Consider the following 20,311-nt stretch of genomic DNA (forward strand, 5'->3'; position numbering starts at 1 on the left):
AGCTGCCGCTTAGGCAGCCTGACCCACCCTGTCACCTATCGGTGCAGCAGTCCCGCCCTGGGCCATCAACACCCAGAAACTCCCCTCCTTGGCAATCCGTTCCTTCTTCGACAACACGCGCAACACCTCATCAGTGGGGGGGGTGTTGCAACGACCGATTGAGCTCGCCGATCCTCAGACGGACGCTATGTCGCTGATGCTGCACGTCCCACTGCATGGGCTACAACGGGACGATGGGATGGCTCGATAAGTGGTTTGGCTTGGACGAAACGGACTGGCCGCAGGATCCGAAACTGAACATGTTTCGTGAGGCGGTGTGGCAGCTGTCGCTGGACGGTGAGGTCCGCGGATGGGTGACGACCTCTGTGATGCCCATGCGTTCGCTGCCGTTCTTCTGGGATAAGCAGGAACAGATGTGGACCCAGGTGCATTGGGTGGACGGCCGGCACGAGTACTGCGAAGAAGACTACGGCCCCGAATGGTATGCGGTGGAGGAACTACGCCACGGACACTTCTCTACGTGGGATCCGGCGGTCGATGAGGAAGTCGACTTCGACGCGACGCTCGTCACCGGCGCCGAGCGAGACCGCCTATGGACAGAGTTGAACCACGGGCTCGAGCCTCACAGTCGGAGTTAAGGAGAGGCCCACACATATATATCCGCGTGGATTGACTGGGCCCAAGTGTCCGATGGTGGATCCCTCAGCGGTGTGGTGTTCAGCTTGGGATCGGAGTCTGCTGGTACGAGGCGAGAGCCCACCCGTTGCCTTGACGGACGTACACGCTTGCCATCAGAGCAACGAATGCCGGTGCTGTGCCGTCACGGTAGGCGGTACCGCGGTAGACGAGCACGGCGGCGGAGTCTCCGAGTGGGATTAGTCGTTCCTCATCGATGTCGTAGGAACGCCATGGTGGTGCTTCGTTGAGTGATTCGACGACGTCCTGTCGACTGAACACCTGACCGTGGGCCAGGACCATAACGCTGTTGTCTGTCATCAGTCGGCCGTAGAAGTCGGCTCCGGTGCTATTGCACAGCGATTGCCAGCCCTGATGCTCCAGCTCCATCAACTCCTGCAAGCTCATGCGGCCACGGTAGCCGCCGCTGCACGGCACTCGCTTGCCGGAGCGTCGCATGGACCTTGGTAGTGCGCCGCAAGCGGATCCCCAGCGAGACGGTCAAACCGGACCGCGGCCCCACGATGGTGGCTCGATTTCGTCCTGGGCGCGGCTGGCCACGTGCTGGACGGCTGGCCGCTGCCACCCGATTGATGTCCTACTAGAGCGACGGCTCACGACACGCTACCTTGGGGGCACCCCGAAGCAGAGGAGCGCCCGGTGGGCAAAGTGGTCATGTACGCCGCGGTGTCGGTGGACGGCTTCATCGCGGACGAGAACGACCAGCCCGGACCGCTGTTCGACTGGTTGACCAGCGGTGACGTGCCGTTGGACGAGAGTGGCGTGTTGACGGTGTCGCAGACGTCCTACGACTACACCCGGCCGTACTGGGACCAGATCGGGGTGACCATCGCCGGCCGCCACGTCTTCGACATCACGGACGGCTGGGACGGGACGCCTCCGGCCGGGGTGGACCACGTCGTCGTCGTGACCCACCGGGGCAGGCCCGAGGGCTGGGACCCCGAGGCCCCATTCCAATTCGTCGACGGCATCGAGGCAGGCGTGGCCACCGCGCAGGGACTCGCCGGTGACCGCATCGTCGAGGTCGCCGCCGGCGACGTCGGCGGCCAGGTGCTTGCCGCGGGCCTGGTCGACGAGGTGCGCATGGACGTCGTACCCGTCGTGTTCGGGTCCGGCAAGCCCTACTTCGGGTCGGTCCAGGGGCACCACCTGTTGGAGGATCCCGACGTGATGCTTCAGGGCCACCGGGTGCTTCACCTGCGCTATCGGGTGCGCCGTTGACCGATCCCCTTGCGGCAGGCTTCGGGACTATCTGCCCGGGTGTGCCCGCCGATCCGGTGGTCTTCAGCGCTGTGCCCGGCAGACCGACTCGCGGCGCCGAGCGAGGGCCGCTCCCGCAGCGGACCGTCGGCCCCGTCAGTGGTGACGATGGCCCGGTAAGTGCGCCTTCTCGCCGTCCTGGTCGAAGATGGTCAACAGCTCGACGGGTCCGTGATGCGCCTGGAGTAGGTGCGGGGTCATGGTGGAGAACTCCACAGCCTGACCCGGGTGGACCAGGATGGTCCGCGTGCCGAGCTGGAGCCGGATGGTGCCGCTGAGCACCGTGAACCACTCGTAACCGGGGTGCACGCGGGGCTCGTGCACCTCATGGTCGGCGGCCAGGCGCATCTTGGCGATCGTGACCCCCCGCCGGTCGCGTTCCCGCGAGAGCAGCCAGAACGTCGCACCGCCCATGGATTCGGGCTCCGGGCGAATCACCACGTCCTCGTCCCCCTCCGGCTCCACCAGCTGATCGAGGGAGGTGCCGAGCGCCTTGGCAATGGCCACGAGTTGCTCAAGCGCGATCCTCTGGTGACCGGTCTCGATGCGGCTGAGCGTGGACGGGGACAGGAAACAGCGGGCCGCGAGCGTGTCCAAGGTCCATCCGCGCGCTAGGCGCAACCCACGGATGCGCTGCCGGACGATGGACTCTGCCGATTCTTGCGTCATACGCAAGAGTGTATTCGTATTGTGGGAGACGGCCGTAATGTGGATGCCATGACTGCTCATCACCACGACCCTTTCGGCCACGAGGCTTGGCACGAGCTCCCCGACGGTTTCGCCGAGTACCTCGAGCTCGAAACCCGGCTGAACGCCCCGCTGCGTGATGCCGTCCTCGACCGTGTCGCCGGTGCCCTCGACGCAGACCCGGCCGTCGTTCTCGACCTAGGTTCCGGCGCCGGTGCAGACGCCGTGGCACTGGCCGGCCGGTTCCCCACCGCCCAGGTGCACGCCCTGGACGTCGCCCCGGAGCTTCTGGACCGTCTCGCGGGTGCGGCGACCGAGGCCGGACTGGCGGACCGGATCCACGGGCACCGAGTGGATTTGGACGGGGGCTGGCCGGCGGAACTCCCACAGGACGTGGACCTGGCCTGGGCGGCGCTGTCCCTGCATCACGTCAGCAACCCCGCCGCCGTGCTGCGGCGCGTGTTCACCGCGCTGCGGCCCGGCGGGGTACTCGTCCTGACGGAGCTCACCGGTGAGGAGGGGTTCGAACCCACAGATCTCGGCACCGACCGTGAGGGGCTGGCGCGCGCCCTGGCACAGCGCGCCCCGCACGCGATGGCGGACTGGGACCGGCTCTTGAACGAGGCCGGGTTCTGCGCGGTGAACCGCCGCGACCACGAGTTCGTCGTCCACGCAGAGACGGATGAGGGCGCCCGGTACCTGCAGCGGAGGGTGCAGTCCCAAAGGGAGCGGCTTACCCCGCAGCTGACCAGCACGGACATCGAGGGGCTCGACGGGGCCCTGGGTGCCCTCAAGGATGGGACGTCGGAGATCACCCTGCGCTCCGGCCGCGCGGTGTGGATCGCGACGCGCCCGTCGACGTCCAATGCCCCCACCGGGCATGCGGCCCGAGAACCGCTCCGTGTACGGGCCCAGGAGAGCAGATCTCAGAACGGCCGGTCCGACGCGGCGGCCGAGGACCTGGAGGCGGAGGTGGTCGTCCTGGGCGGCGGTCCCGCGGGGCTTGCGGCCGCCGTCGCGCTGGCCCGGTCGTGTCGCTCCGTCGTCGTGGTCGATGCTGGCGAGCCTCGTAACGCCCCCGCCGCGGGAGCCCACAACCTGCTCGGGCACGAGGGCATCGCGCCGGGGGAGTTGCTCGCTCGAGCCCGTACGGAGGCCGAGGCCTACGGTGTGCGGATCGTTCCGGGACGAGCGACCGGGATCTCGGGTGCAGTCGATGACTTCACCGTAGAAGTCGATGACGGGGCCTGCCTGGTCCGCGCGCGCCGGGTCATCCTCGCGACCGGGCTGGTCGACGACCTCCCGGACATCCCCGGGGTCCGCGAGGGCTGGGGTCACACCGTCTTGCACTGCCCGTTCTGCCACGGCTGGGAAGTCCGGGACCAGCAGATCGCCATCCTCGCGCGGGACGAGGTGGCCATCCACCAGGCCATGCTGTTCCGCCAGCTCAGCGACCGGGTCACCGTGTTCCTGCACGAGGCGCCGGAGCCCACCGAGGAACAACGAGACCAGATGGCGGCGCTTGGGATCGAGGCCGTGCGGGGCCGGATCGAACGCCTGGTGCTCGAGGGCTCCCAGGTGCGCGCGGTGGAACTGGAGGACGGCAGCACCTTCGCAGCCGACGCCGCCGTCATCGCCCCGCGTTTCGAGGCCCGCACCGAGCTGTACGAGCAACTCGGGGGCACCATCGAGACGACACCTTTCGGCCGACAGGTCCCCGCCGACCCACGCGGGATGACAGCGATCCCGGGAGTCTGGGCCGCCGGCAATGCCAACCAGCTCATGGCGATGGTGGTCGGCTCGGCCGCGGCCGGCGTCACCACGGGTGCCGCCGTCCACGGCGACCTCTGCGTCGCATCCCTCCAGCAGGCCCTCGAGGCCCGTCGGGCCGTCACCGCCTGATCGCGGTCTATCGCGCACGCGGGCCGCCTCTTTGCTACTGAACCACTCCCGCCGACGCCCCGTGGGTTCGTCATTTTCGTAGGGGTAGCCGAGGAACTCACCGCACTGCCAAACATGGATCTCAGCGTGCCCCGGCAACTCAAAGCACCACCCCTTGCATCGCCACCACCAACCGTTCCGAAACGGGATCCCTCGCTGGGACGGTCCTGGCGAAAGGCTTCTTAGTTCCTCGCGGGACCGGTGGAGGTTCCTCTAACGGGCAGGCTGGCACGCGTGGACAGCGCCGCCAACAGGCGACCAAAGAAGACCGCCATTGTGCGATCAAATCCTTAATGCGGTGTTACCGTGCCAGTTGTTCCGTGGCGGCTGCGGCGAGGCCGAGGGCCGGAGCGCGGGGCTGGACTGGTGCATCTGGGACCTGGCGTGAGCACACTGGGGGCATGCATAGTTCCGAGTTCCTCATGACCGCGGACCTGGCCTTGGCGGCCAGGGCACTGGCCCAAGTCTCCGGGGCCTATGTGGCCGACCGCGCCGGGCTTGACCCTGGACGGTTACAGGCGTTCGAGCGGGGTAGTGCCGATCTGGCGATCGGAGAGAAAATGCGGCTGCAACGGGCTCTGGAAGACTGCGGAGTCGTGTTCATCCCCGAGGATGACCAGTCCGGTTATGGCGTGCGGCACCGGTTGACCCGCGCCAAGATGAACCGATTGGAGAACTGGGAGAACGAGGGCGGCCCCGCCTCCGAGCATGACGTCTAGCGCCGGTTCTGATCGGCCGGGTCCGACCGTGAGTCTGGACGCCTGCACCAGCGGTGTCTCAGGCGTTCACATCGAGCTACCCGTGCCGTGTTTGCGCACCGTTTCCTGGTTACGGCCTGTTCGACACGGTTATTCGTGACCTGACGCCCCGCCGCGATCATCACCGCGACGCTGACCCACGGGCATCCGGGCCCGCCCCATCTAACGGGTCGGGGGGAGGGGCTGGAGCTTGAGTTCTCGGGACTACGCTTCCTTCATGGGATCACCCGGGGCCGCCGCCGTTCATGCCGCGATCGTTTACAATCCGGTCGGCAGGCTTCCGCTGGACCGGGTGCGGGGGGCCGTCGAAATCCAGGAGCACCGTCATGGTTGGGGCCGGTCTCGGTGGTACCGGACGAGTCGGGAGGACTCCGGGCGGAGCGCAGCACAACAAGCCCTGGCGGGCGAGCCAGCGGTGGTCATCGTCGTCGGCGGGGACGGGACCGTACGAACGGTCGCCGAGGTCTTGCACGGTAGTGGAACGCCGCTGGCGTTGCTGGCGGCGGGCACCGGGAACCTGTTGGCTCGGAACCTGGGGCTGCCGCGGGGGGATATTGACGCCTCGGTTCGGGCGGCATTCGGCGGGGTGGGCCGTCGGGTCGATGTGGGGGTTGCCGAGCTGGAGGACGAGGCCGGGCACCGCAGCAGTCGGGTGTTTTTGGTCATGGCCGGGATTGGGCTGGATGCCCAGATGGCGGCGGACACCAGCGCGGTGGCCAAGCGACGCCTGGGCTGGTTGGCCTATGTGGATCCGATCGCGAAGTCGATCCTCCGTAATCGGTTGTTCCAGTTGCGGTTCCGGGTCGATGGCGGGGGCGTGCGCTCTGCCCGGGCGCACACGATCATCGTGGGCAACTGTGGCACGCTCACCGGCAGCATGCTCTTGTTGCCGGCCGCCAAGGTGGACGACGGGGTTCTGGACATGGTCATCCTGCGCCCCAAGGGCCGGTTCGGGTGGGCCCGGATCGGCACCCGCCTGGCGCTCCAGGGGGTGGCCCACCGGTCCCGGTTCGGCCGGGCCATGCTGGTGCTGGCCCCAGACCTACAGGCCCTGGCCTATGCCCAAGGACGGGATTTCGCGGTCCGCTTCGAGGTCCCCCACCGCGTGCAGCTCGACGGGGACAGCTTCGGCACGATCGTCGCCGCCCGGATTACCGTTCGTCCGGCTGCCCTGCAGGTCTGCACCGCGAACACAGAACCCTGATCTGCCCCAGGCGCGGGGATGCCACGGTGCCCGGGTCGTTCTCGGTCAGCGGCCCGGCCCGGTCCTACCCCGATGTCCTGCGGGCGGTAGATGCTCGGCCCCAAAGAGCCGCACCAAGCCGGGCAGGCATACCGTTGGTGAGGGGCGGTGGATGGTCAGAGTCGTCGTGCCGGAGGGGTATGGGCGGTGAGGATTAGCGGTGGTGTGAACGGCTGACATGCGTGCTGGGGGGCGCCTATTGTCGGGGCAGGTTCCGTTGATGGCTGTGGCACCGCCGAGTGCTGCCCCACCCTCAGGAGTATTCGATGGGCGCTTCTTCCTCCTCCGATGCCCGACCTGCCGACGAAGGCGCGTCGGACCGCGGGGCTGCGGCCCGTCCCACGCCGGTCGAGGCGATCCAGGGTGCGCGCGCCCACGACGACGCCGCGCACGCGGTGGCCCCGGTTCTCGGGGTCTGGGCGGACGCCCTGGGTCGGGCCGGGTCCCGGGCGGCCCAGACGCTGCTAATCGCCGCGGTCGTGGTGGGCGTGGTCTGGGTGTTGCTGCGGGTAACGCTGGTGGTGATCGCCCTGCTGGTCGCGCTGATCCTGGCCGCGGCGGTGGCACCGGCCGTCAAGTGGCTCGAGCGCCGGGGCTGGTCAGACCTGCTGGCCACCCTGGCCGCGTTCCTGGGGATCCTGGTTTTGGTCGGTGGGGTGCTCACCGGCATCGTGTTCTCCGTGCGCAGCGAGTGGGACACCCTCACCACCCAGGCCGTGGAGGGCTGGGAGGAGCTGCAGCGGTTCGTCACCGCCGGACCGGTGCCCATCGACACCGCCGCCATCGACGAGGCCGCCCGCCAAGTAGGGCAGTTCCTGTCCAGCGGGGCGGCCGCCAGTGGGGCGATCAGCGGGATCTCCGCGGCCACCCAGGTCATCACCGGGGCGGTGCTGGTCATCGTCATCCTGTTCTTCTTCCTCAAGGACGGGGAAACGATGTGGAACTTTTTGTTGCGCTGGACCCGGGGGGAACGCCGGGCCAAGCTGGCCGAGTCCATCGACCGGGGCTCGGAGGTCCTCGGCGGCTACGTGCGCGGCACCGCCGCGATCGCCCTAGCCGATGGCATCCTCATCGGCGCCTTCCTGGTGATCTTCCGGGTGCCCCTGGCCCTGCCCCTGGCCGTGATCGCCTTCGTCACCGCCTTCATCCCCGTGATCGGGGCAACCATCGCCGGGGCCCTGGCCGCCCTGGTCGCTCTGGTGACCAACGGCCCGCTCATCGCCCTGGCGCTGATCGCCTGGGTCATCATCGTCAATCAGATCGAGGGCAACATCCTGCAACCGATCATCATGGGGCGCACCCTGAGCCTGCACCCACTGTTGATCCTGCTGGCCTTGACCGTGGGCACCATCGTGGGCGGGATCTTCGGGGCCATCCTGGCCGTACCGTACACCGCGGTGACCTGGGCCATCCTCCAGGTCTGGGCCACCGGCTACCAGGCCGGCCCCGACCCGGTCCTCGGGGCAGACCCGCTGGATCCCAAGGACCAGATGCGGGACAAGGCCACCCTCGCCCAGCGCTTCCGATACCAGCGCATGCGCCTGCAACACCGCCGCGGCGCCCGCCTCGGGGCCACCGAACAGGACACGACCGGGACCAACCCCACGGACAAGACCGACACCGAACACCCCTGACCTCACACCACGCCGCGCCACCGGTGAGGACCCGGCGCCGCGATCACGGCCATACGCTGAGGTTCGCGCTGGATCACTGGTCGTCATGCAGAGCGTCCCCGTGCCGCAGCTGCGGCACGGGCCCTCTAACTGTCCTCGGCTTCCCGGAGTTCGGCCCGGCTCATGCGATGATGCCGCCTTGGTTCTGCCACCAGGCGACCAGGTCTTCGCGCACGGGCCGGGACATCAGCTCCGCGGCCCGCTTTTCTGCATCCAGCACCGCCGCCCGCACCGATTCCCACACGACCTGGTCGCTCTTCTTGCCCGCCTCGATCCAGCCCGGCGAGACCTGCTCGCGGCGGGCATCGGCGGCCTGGATGGCCGGATCCCCCGACGCCTTACGCAGGTTCTCATAATCTTGCATCAGCTTCTGCGGGCGTTCGGACTCACTCAGAAGCTGGGCCGCGAAAACGATCCCGGTTCCGGTCTTGGTCCCGTGGCGCAGGGCAAGGGCCACCACGTCGGCATGGCGGTGCTCGCTCTGGACGGGGCGCCACTCCAGCAGGTCCAGGTCAATGCCTTCCCGCGCCAAATCGACCAGGGACGCATCGGTATCGGACCACATCAACTCGCTGCCCGGCTGGACTCGATAAAGCATCGTCGGCTCCGATCAGATTGGTGCAGTGAGCCTACCCGCGCCTCGGGCCGATAGATAGGTGCCCACGGGAGCGCCGTCCCACTCACCGAACACCTTATCGCGGCACTTTCGCAATACCGGCGTGCGAGGCCCGGGCAGAGGATGCCCCGCTCAGCGCTATTGCTAACGAGGCCCGGGGGACCCTGCTGGCCGGTGATGCCCTATTCCTTGATCTCACGCACGGGCTTACCGGCGTGCGTGTCCCACACCGACGGGGCACGGTGCACGATGCCGTCCGCGACCGTCTGGAGGCGGATGAAAAGAGCCAGAGGCGGGACTGGGTGGGGCCGGCCGGTCACTGCGGACCACAACACGGATTCAAAGGGTGTGGCTGGGCGAAGCGTGCCGGAGGGCACATCGAGGTCGGCGGTCTTCTGGGCCTCTTCGGCCACGAAGAACGGGCAGTGTCCCACGTGCCGGCACGTCAGCGGGCCGGCCGGGTGCTCGTCCAAGAACGGCCCGGCACATCCGGGACAGACGGCGACGGAGTTCTCAGTCATCGGGTCTCCTTACGTCCTCGGAGCAGCGTGCAGGGCCCCACGGCCGGCCGGCCCGGAAGTTACGGGCCGGAGCTGGGAAAAATCCATCAGGAGCGACCCAGACGAACCGGTGGGACAGGAACGGGGCTTCATGATCTTCTCCGTCCTCCTTGAGTGGACAGTCTGCGCCATGATGCAGGCCCAAGTAACCCCTGCCCTCAGCCGCGCCGGCGTCATTTTCAAGAGTCGACGGCACTCAAACCAGAAATGGCCTTCACTGATCGCCGAATGACTTCCACACTGCGCCGTAACAGGATCGTCATACGGGGTGAAGAACGGCCCTGAGCGCAGCGCTTTCCTGTTCGGATGACTACTTGGTGGGTTCCAGCATCAGCCGGTAGGGCAGGTTGGTGATCTCGATGCCCTCATCGGTCTGGTGCACGGTGAGTTGACCTTCGAGGGTGGCGACGGCCTTGTCTTTCACGGCCTGGGCTTGTGCGCCGCACCCTTCCGCGGACTCCACGTCGGTCTTCACGGTGGTCCAGACGTCTCCGTCGACGGCCGTGATCTCGAAACCGGGGTTATTGCAGACGTGGCCGGGCCGGATGACGCCGCCGACGAGGGTGTCTGGCAGGTCCACGTCCGTCCACCCGGTGATGTCGACGGGTTCGTTGTCCTTGGTGAGGGACTGGACCTGGTAGGTGATCGACGGCTCGGCGATCGGTTGGTCGGTCGTCGGGGGCGCAGTGCCCATCTTCGGTTCCCCGGGGCCGCAACCGGTGAGCACGAGCAGGGCACCGACGACCAGGATGCTCGCGGCTTCACGTCCTCTGGTCCTCATCGGGTGTCCCTTGTCGATCAGTGGCCGATGCTGTGGTTCCTGAGCGTACCGGTCATATGCGAAGGTGCGCGGTGGCTCAGCCACCGGTGCCGACGCCTTGTCACCGGACCCCACCGGCGCGGCCTGTGCCCACAACTTCGGCGTCACCTCGGGCGTCGGCATGATCCTCAGGATCAGCGGACCAGCTGCCAGGCAGAGCCGGCCCCTGGGGCGAGTGATTGTTGAGAGGGGTAGACGGCCTCGGCCTCGGTCTCCCGCGCGCTGATACCTATGCTGGCGGCATGAGGTGGCGGAGGCGTGGGCGCCGGGTGTGGATCGTGCAGCAGGACGAAACGCCTGACAATGTCGTCTTGGGGGTGTTCGACGACCCGGGCGAAGCCGATGCGTTCGCGGAAGCGATCCAGGACGAGTTTCCCGGGCATGTCATCATCGAGCAGTTCCCCATCGGCTACAAGTACACCGACGGCTCGGCCCGGTATTCCGATTTCTCATAACCATGGTCTACCGATGTGGTTTGAAGATGGCGCCCGTCAACGGTGCAACGGCGAACCACTCGGAGTTATCTGCGTCAGGAGCAATTGCAGCATTGTCGGATCTCTGCTGCTCCGCGATCAGAGCCGCTTCTAGCTCTCCGAAGGCAGCGGCGGCTCGAGGATTGAGGCCCGAGCGCGCCCCACGGAACCTGTGCGGTGGGACACCCGGTTCGTAGGAGCTGAACTGGACTTCGTAGCCGTCACCCAGTTCATCTGCCACCCGTTGGGCCAGACGGTTGCCTTCCGCGGTGAACTGGCGGGCCAGTTCTGCTGACTTCCAGTCTTCGTCGGGCGTCAGTGAGTCGTAGTAGGACTGTTCCCAATCCTCTAGTTCTCGTACCAGCCCTTCAGTGAGGCCGGATTCGTCGTACGGCACGGGCTCACCGAACCACAGAACGGTATCGGCGTAGTCCGGGAACATCCGCACCATAGGAGGCTGACCGTCGCTGTCGTTCATATCGCGACGCTACTACGAGGGGATGCAAACGAGCTGTGCCTCAAGAGGTGCTCCGGTGACCCCTCTTCTCCATTCCGTAAGTGGAACCCCCACCGGACGCCCCCGCTCGTGACCTGCTGTCAGGTTCAGAAGTGGGCTTCACTAATGTCAGAAGCGCGCTGCACTCGATTCCCCCGTCGTCTCCGCGTCGATGAGTAGTCATCGACAGCGACCTTGATCAGTCCGGCTTCACGCCGGTGGGATGCTCGGTCCAGCCTTGTTCTTGTTAGCCGGTTCTGTCACACGGTCCGGCCCGGCGAGCCCGTTGAGATCTGGTTCGTCGAAGGTCACTGATGTCGCGGGCTGCGCGCGGGAGCTTTGCCTCGACGGGGTGCCTCCTCCTAGCAGGGAGAAGCGAGCCCCGGGCCTTTCCATTCTCTCCGGTCAGGCCTTAGCGGTGTCTGACTTGGGTGCTGGTTTTGGGGTGGTCCTGGAGGGATGAAGCGTTAGGAACGCTGTGCGGCGCTTGCCGTGCCCGTCGGAGCAGGGGTGGCCTGGTCGTCGGTGCCGTTGTGGTCTTCGCTGAGGCTGTAGAACCAGGTGATGTGGTGGTGTAGGGCGTCGGCGGCGTCGTGGCCGCGTCGGTCTCGGAAGGCTTCCAGGATGGTTTTGTGCTGGTCTTGAAGGGTGCACCGTACGTCGGTCCAGTTGGGTAGGCCTGCGACGGTTTCCTGGACGTAGCTGATGGTGGCCTGGCGGAGGGAGTCCATGATGGTTTCGACCACCACGTTTCCGGCCAGGGAGCTGAGCAGGGTGTGGAACTGGGAGTCGTGTTCGTGAAACCACCCGGAAGGCAGATCCGGGTCATCCATGGTCTGGAGCAGCTCGGCGGCCTGGTTCAGGATTTCTGACCGCTGATCGGAGTCTGGGGCGGCGGCTGCGTCGAGGGCCGACTGGGTTTCCAGCAGGAGTCGTGTTTGGACGATGTCCTGGACGGGCAGGGAGCGGGTGGCGATGTGCATGCGCAGCGCCCAACCCAGGGCCTTGGAGGGTTCGGAGATGACCACGGCGCCGGCGGTGGGTCCGGAGCCGGTGGCCGAGCGCACCAGGCCCATGGCGTCGAGGATGCGGACGGCTTCGCGGACGGAGGCGCGGGAGATCCCGAATTGTTCGGCGAGGTGGCGCTCTCCGGGCAGTTTGTCGCCCACGCTGAGGTGTCCGGTGCGCAGTTGGGCCTCTATCCAGTCGAGGACCAGGGTGTAGGCGGCGGGGGCTGATGGCACGGACGGCTCCTGGGGTAAAGGGGTAGGACCTCATTCTAGAGAGGCTCACCGATCCCCGGACCGTGGGCTGGTCTGGCCCACGGTCCGGGGATGGGCCCGCGGGTTTAGGTCCTCACCCGCTCGGTCCGGAGCGGGGCGGGGGTGTTGTGCCGCATCATCCACCACGCGACTAGGGCCAGCCCGGCCAGCAGCAGGACGAGCATGATGGTCCCGGGGTTGGCCCCGAGGCCGTGGATGAACAGGTAGGCCACCACACCGCCGGCCAGGCAGTAGTAGGTGGTGACCAGGATGGTCTGGCGCAGCAAGTCACCCTCTCGGCCCAAAAGGCCGACGGTGGCGGAGGCGGCGACGATGTTGTGGATGGAGATGGGGTTGCCGCCGGCGCCACCGACGGCCTGGGCGGCCACGACGAGTTCGGGTTGGGGCACGCCGATCTGGACGCCGGTGGAGAACTGGAACTGGGAGAAGGTCAGGTTCGAGACGGTGTTCGATCCGGCAACGAAGGCGCCCAGGGCCCCGATCCAGGGTGCCAGCAGCGGCCAGGCGCCCCCCGAGATCGCCGCGGCCCCTTCGGCGAGGGTGACCGGCATGCTGGACAGTCCCGAGGCGTTCAGTTCCGGGCCGGACTGGATGAGTACCCGCACCAGGGGCAGGGCGAAGAGCAGGGCCACGGCGGTGCCGGCCAGCTGGCGACCCGAGACCTTCAGGGTGCGCAGGACCTGTTGGCCGTTCATGCGGTGCAGTAGGTAGGCGAATACCGCGGAGAGGATCAGCAGCAGGGCCGGAGAGTAGAACGGTTCGATGCGGGTGCTGACCCCGGTGCCGAGGATGTTCTCCACAGGGATGGCCAGGCTGCGCAGGAACTCGGTCACGGGGGTGACGATCCGGGTGATCACCAGCAGTGCGGCGAGCAGGGCGTAGGGCGCCCAGGCCCGGACCAGGCTCATCTTCCGGGACACCGGCGGGACCTTCTCGGGGTCCAGGGTCCCGGTCCAGCGCCCGACCCAGGAGTCCCGGGGGCCAAAGTCGAAGTGGTCCTTGGGCATCAAAAAGCCCTTGCTGGAGGTGAACATCACCAGCGCCAGGCCGATCAGCCCGCCGAACAGGGACGGGAACTCCGGGCCGAGGAAGCGGGCCACGAGGGTGTAGGGCACGGTCATGGCCAGGGAGGCGTAGATCGCGAAGGGCCACACGGCCAGCCCGTCGCGGAAGCGGCGCTCGGGTCCGAAGAACCCGGTGAGCAGGCAGACCAGGATCAGCGGGATGAGGATGCCCACGATCGCGTGCATGACCGCCACGGAGAACCCGATCGAGTCAACGAACTCCGGCATGCTCAGCCCAAGCACGCTCGCCCGTTCGCTTACCGCCGGGTCACCGCCCAGCCCGTTGGCCACCCCGACCAGGATGGGGGTGCCGACCGCCCCGAAGCTCACCGGGGTGGACTGGACGATCAACCCGACCATGACGGCGGCCATCGCGGGAAAGCCCATCGCCAGCAGCAGCGGGGCCACGACCGCGGCCGTGGTGCCGAACCCGGAGGCGCCCTCGATGAAGCTGCCGAAGAGCCAGCCGATGATGATCGCCTGGACCCGCCGGTCCGAGGAGATGTTGTCGAACCCGGCCCGGATGGTGGCCATCGCCCCGCCCACGGTCAGGGCCGAGAGCAACAGCAGGGCCCCGAAGACGATGTACAGCAGGGTCAGGGCCACGATGAGCCCCTCGATGGAGGCGGCGATCACCCCGGCCGGACTCATCTGCCAGACGGTCAGCGCGATGGCCACGACCGCCACATACCCCACGGGCATGGCGTACTTCGCGGGCCAGCGGAATCCGGCCAACAGCACGCCCACCAACAGCAGGGGCAGCAGCGCTAGAAGGCTCAGCACAGCGAGATTGTCCACGAGGGGTGTCCTTTCTGGGGGACAGGATCTGGCGGGGCCCGCCATCGAGACGCAATGCCTCGACGCCGGCCGGCAGGGGTTGCAGCGAGGGGTTCCCGACACCGCCCCGGCTGTGGTCGGACCACAGTGGTCAGGCCACATAAGTTATATGAGGTGCATCACACCGGTCAACCCCCACCGGCGCGGCGCACCGTCGGGCGGGCCACCGGACACCCCATCCCGCCCCTCGTTGGGCGCCACCCCCGGGCGGCACCCGGACACTCGGGCGGGCATCTAAGGGGGCGCTCGAACCGGACGCCGGAAGGGGGTGTGGTTGTGCGGTGCCTCACACTGCCCTACAGTGGTCAGACCACACGGTCTGTTGGGCCGTCCAGCACTGCTCCCCGACGGAGGTCGCATGAGAATCGCCTTGTTCGCCACGTGCATCGTGGACGCGATGTACCCGCGGGTCGCTCTGGCGACCGTGCGGGTCCTGGAGCGGCTGGGCCACGAGGTGGTGTTCCCGCCCGGGCAGGGGTGTTGTTCGCAGATGCACGTCAACAGCGGCTACCTACAGGACGCGCTGCCGGTGGTGCGCAACCACGTGAAGGCCTTCAGTGCCGCGGACTACGACGTCGCGGTGGCGCCCTCGGGGTCCTGTGTGGCCTCCCTGGGGCACCAGCAACCGATGGTCGCCCGGGCCGGCGGGGACGAGGACCTGGCTCGGCGGGCCGAGGCGGTGGCCGGGACCACTTATGAGCTCTCCCAATTGCTGGTGGACGTGCTCGGGGTGTCCGATGCCGCCGAGCAGCTGGGGTCGTGGTTCCCACACACGGTGACGTATCACCCGTCCTGCCATGGGATGCGGTTGCTGCGCCTGGGTGACCGGCAGAAGGACCTGGTGCGTTCGGTGGCCGGGGTGGAGTTCACCGAGTTGCCCGACGCCGAGGAGTGTTGCGGGTTCGGCGGCACGTTCTCGTTCAAGAACCCGGATGTGTCCGCGGCGATGGCCGAGGAGAAAATCGGCAACATCACCGCCACCGGCGCCCAGGTCTGCACCGGTGGGGACGCCTCCTGCCTGATGCACCTGGGCGGGGCGATCTCCCGCACCGGTGCGGGGGTGGCCACCGTGCACTTCGCCGAGATCCTGGCCTCCACCCGGCAGAACCCGCTGGAGGTGACCGGGCCGGTGGAGCTGTCCATCCCCGGCCCGACCGGACGACGCCACCGGACCCAAGCCGCCGCCGGTTCGGCCGCCGGTTCGGCCAGTAGTGATGCCCCCGCGGCCGTGGCCGCCGATTCAGGAGAGAGCCGATGAGCCGCACCGCCTTAGGGATGCCCGCCGTCCGCCCCGTGCACGGGCAGGGGAACCTGCACGCCGAGACCGCGTTCCCGGCCGCGGCGAAGACCGAGATGGGCAACACCCAGATGCGGGCCAACATCCGCCACGCCACCCACACGATCCGCGGCAAGCGCGCCAACGTGGTCAAGGAGCTCCCGGACTGGCAGGCGCTGCGCTCGGCCGGCTCGGCCCTCAAGGAGTCGGTGATGGCGAACCTGCCCGAGCTGTTGGAGCAGTTCGAGGCCAACGTCACCGCCCGCGGCGGCACCGTGCACTGGGCCCGGGACGCCGCCGAGGCCAACCGGATCATCACGAACCTGGTCCAGGCCACCGGCAGCACCGAGGCCATCAAGATCAAATCCATGGCCACCGCGGAGATCGACCTGGAACGCCACCTGGCCGAACACGGGATCATCGCCACCGAAACGGACCTGGCCGAACTGATCGTCCAGCTGGGCCACGATCGCTCCTCTCACATCCTGGTCCCGGCCATCCACAAGAACCGCCACGAGATCCGCGAGATCTTCCTGCGGGAGATGACCGAGACCGACGAGACCCTCACCTCCGAACCGCGCGACCTGGCCGAGGCAGCCCGCGCCCACCTGCGCGAGAAGTTCCTCTCGACCAAGGTCGCGATCTCCGGGGCGAACTTCGGGGTCGCCGAGACCGGCACGCTGACCGTGGTGGAGTCCGAGGGCAACGGACGGATGTGCCTGACCCTGCCCGAGACGCTGATCACCGTGATGGGCATCGAGAAACTCGTCCCCACCTTCGCCGACCTGGAGGTCTACCTGCAGTTGCTGCCTCGGTCCTCCACGGGTGAGCGGATGAACCCCTACACCTCGATGTGGACCGGTGTCACCCCCGGGGACGGGCCCCAGGACGTGCACGTGGTGCTGCTGGACAACGGCCGCTCCGCGGTGCTCTCGGACCCGGCCGGCCGCTCGGCGCTACACTGCATCCGTTGCTCGGCCTGCCTGAACGTGTGCCCGGTCTACGAACAGGCCGGCGGACACGCCTACGGCTCGACCTACCCCGGCCCGATCGGGGCGATCCTCTCGCCCCAGCTGACCGGTATCACCTCCGCGGAGAACGCCTCCCTGCCGTACGCCTCGACCCTGTGCGGGGCCTGCTACGACGTGTGCCCGGTCAAGATCAACATCCCCGAGATCCTCGTGCACCTGCGCGACGAGGACGTGCGCACCAAGCACGGCCAGCGCCCCACCGCCGACGCGGTCCCCACCGAAGACGGCGCCACCGCCGCCCTTCAGACTCCGGCCGGCCCCCAAGCCACCGCCGAGAACACCGACGGTGGCCGCAGCACCGGATCGGCGTCGGGACCGGCCCCGGGCCGGGTGCGCCGGTTGTTCCAGCGGCTGCCGCACCCGCCGTCCGAGATGGACCTGATGATGAAGGGCGCCTCGATGGTGATGTCCTCCGGACGGCGCATGGCCCTGGCCGAAAAGGCCCTGCCCCTAGGCCGGGCCGTGGCCGGCCACGACCGACGCATCAGCTGGCTGCCCGGCATGGCCGGTGGCTGGACCGACGTCCGCGACATCCCGGCGCCACCCCGGGAGTCGTTCCGCAACTGGTGGGCCCAGCACGCCGATGAAACACAAGACCGGGTCCGTGCGGACGGGGTGGTGCCCGGCACCGGCCCCGGTCAGCCCGCCGGCCCGCGCCAGTCCGAGGAGGATGACCGATGAGCACGGAAGCAAAGACCGAGATCCTGGCCCGCATCCGTGGCGCCCTGGCCGACCAGCCCGCCGCCCCGAAGGTGGAACGCACCTACCGGACCGTCTCAGACCGGCCCGCCGCGGAGGTCCTGGAGATGCTCGAGGACCGGCTCGTCGACTACAAGGCCACGGTCCACCACGAGAGCGTGGAGACCCTGCCGGGCCGCATCGACGAGCTGCTGGGCTCATCTGCCCGCTACGTGGTTCCGACCGGACTGGAGGCGTCCTGGCTGCCGGCCGACACCGACACCCGCCAGGCGGTCTGGGAGTCCACGGATGAACGCGGACGGGTGCTCGGGGTCCGGGAACTCAACGCCGTGGACGCAGTGGTCACCTCCTCCACGGTCACCTGCGCCGAGACCGGCACGATCTTCCTCACCGCCCGCTCGGACGAGGGGCGCCGGGCCATCAGCCTGGTCCCGGACCACCACATCTGCGTGGTTCCGGCCGCATCGGTGGTGGAGCTGATCCCCGAGGCCCTGGCCCGGGTCGAGCCCACCGCGCCGATCACCATGATCTCCGGGCCCTCGGCGACCTCAGATATCGAACTCGAACGCGTCGAGGGCGTCCACGGCCCCCGCCGGCTGGACGTCATCCTGCTCGGCTAAAATCTCCCGGCCCCACCGGGCCGCCGTAACCTGCTGGCCGCCGGTCCCTGCCGGAGCGCCGGGGCCTGGCGGTCGGTGGCCTGACCGCGGGGGGTCGATCACCGGGGGACCTCACCGCGCCCCTAGACCGGGGGGCGCCCGGTCCTCTTGTACCTTTGGACCACTCCGTGCCTCCTCCCGAGGTTCGCACGGCAGCGAAACGGAGTGATGTTCATGGTCCAGAAGATCCTGGTGGCCAACCGGGGCGAGATCGCCATCGGCGTGTTCCGGGTGGCGGTCGAGCTCGGAGGCCCGAGGTGTGGGGTTCGCCAAGGGGTGTTGTCGTGGGTCGGGTTGGATGAAGCGGGCATATCGCTCAGCGTGGGGGACCGGTAGCGTGAGACAGAGCCCCGATGACGCCCGAGTTGGTCACCGAGGATGCGGTGCGCGATGGGTTCTCGGGCCAGGATGTCTTGAGGGGCCCAAGACGTCATCCGCCGCCCACCAGAGGAGGTTCGATTATGAATCCCACCACTGCCCGCGCCGCCGTGCGAGGCCTCACCGGTCTGGGACTGGCAGCCACACTGACGGTGAGGGCTACCGGGTGCAGTGTCGTCAATGAGCAGGCCACCCTCGACGTGTACGCTCCCTCGGACGGGATTATCGCGAACGTCGGGGATGCCGAGCTGCGCAACCTCCTGCTGGTCTCCAAGGCCCCGTCCTCGGAGGCCCGCTTCCTGGGCTCGGCGTTCAACGACTCCGACGAGCCCCTGGAGGTGGTCATCACCATCGAGGGCACGAGCACGCGGTTGACCGTGCCCGCCGGTGAGCGCCTCGAACTCGGCGAGCCCGAGAACGAACACATCATCCCGGACACCGGCACCTTCCCCTGCGGCCTGGCCGAGGCCACCATTCAGGCCGGAGACGCCAGCCAGGATGATCAGATCCCCGTGCTGGACGGCACCCTGGAACACTACCGGCCGTACGTGCCCGGAGGCTGGGACCCGGCCACCCTCGACCACCTCTACACCACCCCTGCCGCACCGGCAGGCGCAGCACACTGAATGCGGGCCCCCCGATGACCGATGCCCACGGGGCGCGGCGTTCCAGGACAGGCACCCCACGCGGGGCGAGGGGACCGGGCCTGGGCATGACCGCGCTCGTGAAGGAGGAACTGGCCCGAACGGGGCTGGGGCCGCTGGCGGAGTGCAGGGCCGAGATCGCGGCGATGCTGCGCTTCGGCGGTGCCTTGCAGCTGGTCTCCGGCCGCATGGTCGTCACCGCGGACCTGGACCGGATCGTCACGGCCCGCCGACTGCGCGCGGGGTTAGCAGGGGCCTACGGGGTTGACAGCGAGATCTCCGCACACTCCGGCACCGTGCACCGCGGTGGCGGTTACACGGTCCGGGTGGATCCGGGCGGGACGGACCTGACCCGTCAGACAGGACTGGTAGACGCCCGAGGCCGCCCGATCCGAGGCCTGCCGGCGGGGCTGGTCCAGGGTTCTGTGGAACAGTTACGGGCCCTGTGGCGCGGCGCCTTCCTCGCCCACGGCTCGATGGACGCAACCGGCCGTGCGATCGCGCTGAGGGTCGACTGCCCGACCATGGAGGCGGCCCTGGCCCTGGTGGGTGCCGCCCGACGGCTCGGCCTCCCGGCAGAGGCCCAAGACCTCCGGGACACCACCCGGGTGAGGATCCGCGAGGCCCACGCCATCCGCTCGCTCCTGGACCAGATGGGCGCCAAGCACGCGGCCCGCACCTGGGACCAGCACCAGGCGGCTCGACCCGCCCGGTTCACCGCACCTCAACGCGCGAGCATCAGCGACGCGAACGCCCAGCGCTCGGCCCGGGCCGCGGCCGCCACCGCGGACCGTGTCGGACGGGCCCTGCAGGTCCTGGGCGACGGCGTCCCGGAGCACCTGCGCCGGGCTGGTGAGCTGCGGATCGCACACCGTCAGGCCTCCCTGGACGAACTCGGACGGCTCGCCGAGCCACCCCTGAGCAAGGACGCGATCGCCGGCCGGATCCGTCGACTGCTGAATCTGGCCGACAAACAACCGGACCCCTGAGGAACCGAGACCCAAGACACCCCAATAAAAGCGGTGTGACAGCCCGAGGTCGGTCGGCGAAAACGCTCAGGGCTTGATTCGAAGCAAAGAATGCTCAGACATGGACTGCACTAACCCTCAGGTGCAATCGCTACACAGTCCGCAAGGGCATCGCGGGTCGGACGCGATGATTCCTCTACTGGGGTGGCCGCTGCGGAAAACCCAGTCAACCCTGTAGAGCCAACCCGG

21 protein-coding genes are annotated in these 20,311 nt (G+C 68.2%); 13 read left to right on the forward strand and 8 right to left on the reverse strand.

Going from position 1 to position 20,311, the window contains the following annotated elements; all coding sequences use genetic code 11:
* The first annotated feature begins 233 nt into the window (after window positions 1–233).
* Complete coding sequence (locus tag Q0283_RS15060) at window positions 234–638, forward strand: hypothetical protein (protein ID WP_183528754.1); 405 nt, start codon at window positions 234–236, stop codon at window positions 636–638.
* A gap of 79 nt (window positions 639–717) precedes the next feature.
* Here the strand turns inward: Q0283_RS15060 and Q0283_RS15065 are convergent, their stop codons facing one another.
* Complete coding sequence (locus Q0283_RS15065; RefSeq protein WP_183528756.1) at window positions 718–1,083, reverse strand: nuclear transport factor 2 family protein; 366 nt, start codon at window positions 1,081–1,083, stop codon at window positions 718–720.
* Between the two features lie 252 nt (window positions 1,084–1,335).
* Between Q0283_RS15065 and Q0283_RS15070 the strand changes: the two genes are divergently transcribed.
* Window positions 1,336–1,917 carry a dihydrofolate reductase family protein gene (locus Q0283_RS15070; protein WP_183528758.1) on the forward strand — a complete coding sequence of 194 codons (582 nt, stop codon included), beginning with the start codon at window positions 1,336–1,338 and terminating at the stop codon, window positions 1,915–1,917.
* 135 nt (window positions 1,918–2,052) lie between these two features.
* On the opposite strand, the gene Q0283_RS15075 is transcribed toward Q0283_RS15070, so the two are convergent.
* Window positions 2,053–2,625 carry a helix-turn-helix domain-containing protein gene (locus tag Q0283_RS15075; protein WP_183528760.1) on the reverse strand — a complete coding sequence of 191 codons (573 nt, stop codon included), beginning with the start codon at window positions 2,623–2,625 and terminating at the stop codon, window positions 2,053–2,055.
* A 48-nt stretch (window positions 2,626–2,673) separates the two neighbouring features.
* Between Q0283_RS15075 and Q0283_RS15080 the strand changes: the two genes are divergently transcribed.
* From Q0283_RS15080 to Q0283_RS15095, 4 genes are all read left to right on the forward strand, one after another.
* On the forward strand, window positions 2,674–4,545 hold the full coding sequence (locus Q0283_RS15080) for an FAD-dependent oxidoreductase (protein ID WP_298045386.1): 1,872 nt from the start codon (window positions 2,674–2,676) through the stop codon (window positions 4,543–4,545).
* A gap of 440 nt (window positions 4,546–4,985) precedes the next feature.
* Window positions 4,986–5,303, forward strand: coding sequence for a hypothetical protein (locus Q0283_RS15085; protein ID WP_183528764.1), 318 nt, complete (start codon window positions 4,986–4,988; stop codon window positions 5,301–5,303).
* Between the two features lie 256 nt (window positions 5,304–5,559).
* The gene (locus Q0283_RS15090) at window positions 5,560–6,546 is read left to right on the forward strand and encodes a diacylglycerol kinase family protein (protein WP_183528766.1); all 987 of its coding nucleotides are present in this window, start codon (window positions 5,560–5,562) and stop codon (window positions 6,544–6,546) included.
* Between the two features lie 305 nt (window positions 6,547–6,851).
* Window positions 6,852–8,219, forward strand: coding sequence for an AI-2E family transporter (locus Q0283_RS15095; protein WP_183528769.1), 1,368 nt, complete (start codon window positions 6,852–6,854; stop codon window positions 8,217–8,219).
* A gap of 160 nt (window positions 8,220–8,379) precedes the next feature.
* Here Q0283_RS15095 and Q0283_RS15100 read toward each other — a convergent pair whose 3' ends face one another.
* From Q0283_RS15100 to Q0283_RS15110, 3 genes are all read right to left on the reverse strand, one after another.
* On the reverse strand, window positions 8,380–8,856 hold the full coding sequence (locus Q0283_RS15100) for a hypothetical protein (RefSeq protein WP_298045388.1): 477 nt from the start codon (window positions 8,854–8,856) through the stop codon (window positions 8,380–8,382).
* A gap of 200 nt (window positions 8,857–9,056) precedes the next feature.
* Complete coding sequence (locus tag Q0283_RS15105) at window positions 9,057–9,395, reverse strand: hypothetical protein (RefSeq protein WP_298045389.1); 339 nt, start codon at window positions 9,393–9,395, stop codon at window positions 9,057–9,059.
* Window positions 9,396–9,744: 349 nt separating this feature from the next.
* On the reverse strand, window positions 9,745–10,215 hold the full coding sequence (locus Q0283_RS15110) for a hypothetical protein (RefSeq protein WP_183528775.1): 471 nt from the start codon (window positions 10,213–10,215) through the stop codon (window positions 9,745–9,747).
* Window positions 10,216–10,532: 317 nt separating this feature from the next.
* On the opposite strand from Q0283_RS15110, the gene Q0283_RS15115 reads away from it, so the two are divergent.
* Window positions 10,533–10,709: a hypothetical protein gene (locus Q0283_RS15115; RefSeq protein ID WP_298045390.1), complete on the forward strand. Its 177-nt coding sequence runs from the start codon at window positions 10,533–10,535 to the stop codon at window positions 10,707–10,709.
* 7 nt (window positions 10,710–10,716) lie between these two features.
* On the opposite strand, the gene Q0283_RS15120 is transcribed toward Q0283_RS15115, so the two are convergent.
* The 3 genes from Q0283_RS15120 to Q0283_RS15130 all read right to left on the reverse strand — a co-directional run bounded on the left by Q0283_RS15120 (window position 10,717) and on the right by Q0283_RS15130 (window position 14,368).
* Window positions 10,717–11,205: a hypothetical protein gene (locus Q0283_RS15120; protein ID WP_183528779.1), complete on the reverse strand. Its 489-nt coding sequence runs from the start codon at window positions 11,203–11,205 to the stop codon at window positions 10,717–10,719.
* Between the two features lie 485 nt (window positions 11,206–11,690).
* Window positions 11,691–12,467: a FadR/GntR family transcriptional regulator gene (locus Q0283_RS15125; protein WP_298045392.1), complete on the reverse strand. Its 777-nt coding sequence runs from the start codon at window positions 12,465–12,467 to the stop codon at window positions 11,691–11,693.
* A 104-nt stretch (window positions 12,468–12,571) separates the two neighbouring features.
* Window positions 12,572–14,368 (reverse strand): L-lactate permease, encoded by a 1,797-nt coding sequence (locus Q0283_RS15130; protein ID WP_265121812.1) that lies wholly within the window; start codon window positions 14,366–14,368, stop codon window positions 12,572–12,574.
* 397 nt (window positions 14,369–14,765) lie between these two features.
* Between Q0283_RS15130 and Q0283_RS15135 the strand changes: the two genes are divergently transcribed.
* From Q0283_RS15135 to whiA, 6 genes are all read left to right on the forward strand, one after another.
* A complete protein-coding gene (locus Q0283_RS15135; RefSeq protein WP_137772478.1) occupies window positions 14,766–15,665 on the forward strand; it encodes a (Fe-S)-binding protein in 900 nt (299 codons plus the stop codon).
* A complete protein-coding gene (locus Q0283_RS15140) occupies window positions 15,662–17,395 on the forward strand; it encodes a lactate utilization protein B (protein WP_298045395.1) in 1,734 nt (577 codons plus the stop codon). The genes Q0283_RS15135 and Q0283_RS15140 overlap by 4 nt, the downstream gene beginning before the upstream one ends.
* A complete protein-coding gene (locus Q0283_RS15145) occupies window positions 17,392–18,033 on the forward strand; it encodes an LUD domain-containing protein (protein ID WP_183528789.1) in 642 nt (213 codons plus the stop codon). The genes Q0283_RS15140 and Q0283_RS15145 overlap by 4 nt, the downstream gene beginning before the upstream one ends.
* A 213-nt stretch (window positions 18,034–18,246) precedes the next feature.
* Complete coding sequence (locus Q0283_RS15150; RefSeq protein ID WP_183528791.1) at window positions 18,247–18,408, forward strand: hypothetical protein; 162 nt, start codon at window positions 18,247–18,249, stop codon at window positions 18,406–18,408.
* Window positions 18,409–18,533: 125 nt separating this feature from the next.
* The gene (locus Q0283_RS15155) at window positions 18,534–19,076 is read left to right on the forward strand and encodes a hypothetical protein (RefSeq protein WP_298045396.1); all 543 of its coding nucleotides are present in this window, start codon (window positions 18,534–18,536) and stop codon (window positions 19,074–19,076) included.
* Between the two features lie 86 nt (window positions 19,077–19,162).
* Window positions 19,163–20,083, forward strand: a complete 921-nt coding sequence (whiA, locus tag Q0283_RS15160; RefSeq protein ID WP_298045397.1) for a DNA-binding protein WhiA — start codon at window positions 19,163–19,165, stop codon at window positions 20,081–20,083.
* The last annotated feature ends 228 nt before the right edge of the window (window positions 20,084–20,311 follow it).

The sequence above is a fragment of the uncultured Citricoccus sp. genome (assembly GCF_937871995.1).
Taxonomy (GTDB): domain Bacteria; phylum Actinomycetota; class Actinomycetes; order Actinomycetales; family Micrococcaceae; genus Citricoccus.

What these genes read in the sequence shown, in the direction of transcription:
- Q0283_RS15060 (WP_183528754.1), top strand. Translation starts at nt 234, where the DNA reads ATGGGATGGCTCGATAAGTGGTTTGGCTTGGACGAAACGGACTGGCCG.
- Q0283_RS15065 (WP_183528756.1), bottom strand. Translation starts at nt 1,083, where the DNA reads ATGAGCTTGCAGGAGTTGATGGAGCTGGAGCATCAGGGCTGGCAATCG.
- Q0283_RS15075 (WP_183528760.1), bottom strand. Translation starts at nt 2,625, where the DNA reads ATGACGCAAGAATCGGCAGAGTCCATCGTCCGGCAGCGCATCCGTGGG.
- Q0283_RS15080 (WP_298045386.1), top strand. Translation starts at nt 2,674, where the DNA reads ATGACTGCTCATCACCACGACCCTTTCGGCCACGAGGCTTGGCACGAG.
- Q0283_RS15085 (WP_183528764.1), top strand. Translation starts at nt 4,986, where the DNA reads ATGCATAGTTCCGAGTTCCTCATGACCGCGGACCTGGCCTTGGCGGCC.
- Q0283_RS15090 (WP_183528766.1), top strand. Translation starts at nt 5,560, where the DNA reads ATGGGATCACCCGGGGCCGCCGCCGTTCATGCCGCGATCGTTTACAAT.
- Q0283_RS15095 (WP_183528769.1), top strand. Translation starts at nt 6,852, where the DNA reads ATGGGCGCTTCTTCCTCCTCCGATGCCCGACCTGCCGACGAAGGCGCG.
- Q0283_RS15100 (WP_298045388.1), bottom strand. Translation starts at nt 8,856, where the DNA reads ATGCTTTATCGAGTCCAGCCGGGCAGCGAGTTGATGTGGTCCGATACC.
- Q0283_RS15105 (WP_298045389.1), bottom strand. Translation starts at nt 9,395, where the DNA reads ATGACTGAGAACTCCGTCGCCGTCTGTCCCGGATGTGCCGGGCCGTTC.
- Q0283_RS15110 (WP_183528775.1), bottom strand. Translation starts at nt 10,215, where the DNA reads ATGAGGACCAGAGGACGTGAAGCCGCGAGCATCCTGGTCGTCGGTGCC.
- Q0283_RS15120 (WP_183528779.1), bottom strand. Translation starts at nt 11,205, where the DNA reads ATGAACGACAGCGACGGTCAGCCTCCTATGGTGCGGATGTTCCCGGAC.
- Q0283_RS15135 (WP_137772478.1), top strand. Translation starts at nt 14,766, where the DNA reads ATGAGAATCGCCTTGTTCGCCACGTGCATCGTGGACGCGATGTACCCG.
- Q0283_RS15140 (WP_298045395.1), top strand. Translation starts at nt 15,662, where the DNA reads ATGAGCCGCACCGCCTTAGGGATGCCCGCCGTCCGCCCCGTGCACGGG.
- Q0283_RS15145 (WP_183528789.1), top strand. Translation starts at nt 17,392, where the DNA reads ATGAGCACGGAAGCAAAGACCGAGATCCTGGCCCGCATCCGTGGCGCC.
- Q0283_RS15150 (WP_183528791.1), top strand. Translation starts at nt 18,247, where the DNA reads ATGGTCCAGAAGATCCTGGTGGCCAACCGGGGCGAGATCGCCATCGGC.
- Q0283_RS15155 (WP_298045396.1), top strand. Translation starts at nt 18,534, where the DNA reads ATGAATCCCACCACTGCCCGCGCCGCCGTGCGAGGCCTCACCGGTCTG.
- whiA (WP_298045397.1), top strand. Translation starts at nt 19,163, where the DNA reads ATGACCGCGCTCGTGAAGGAGGAACTGGCCCGAACGGGGCTGGGGCCG.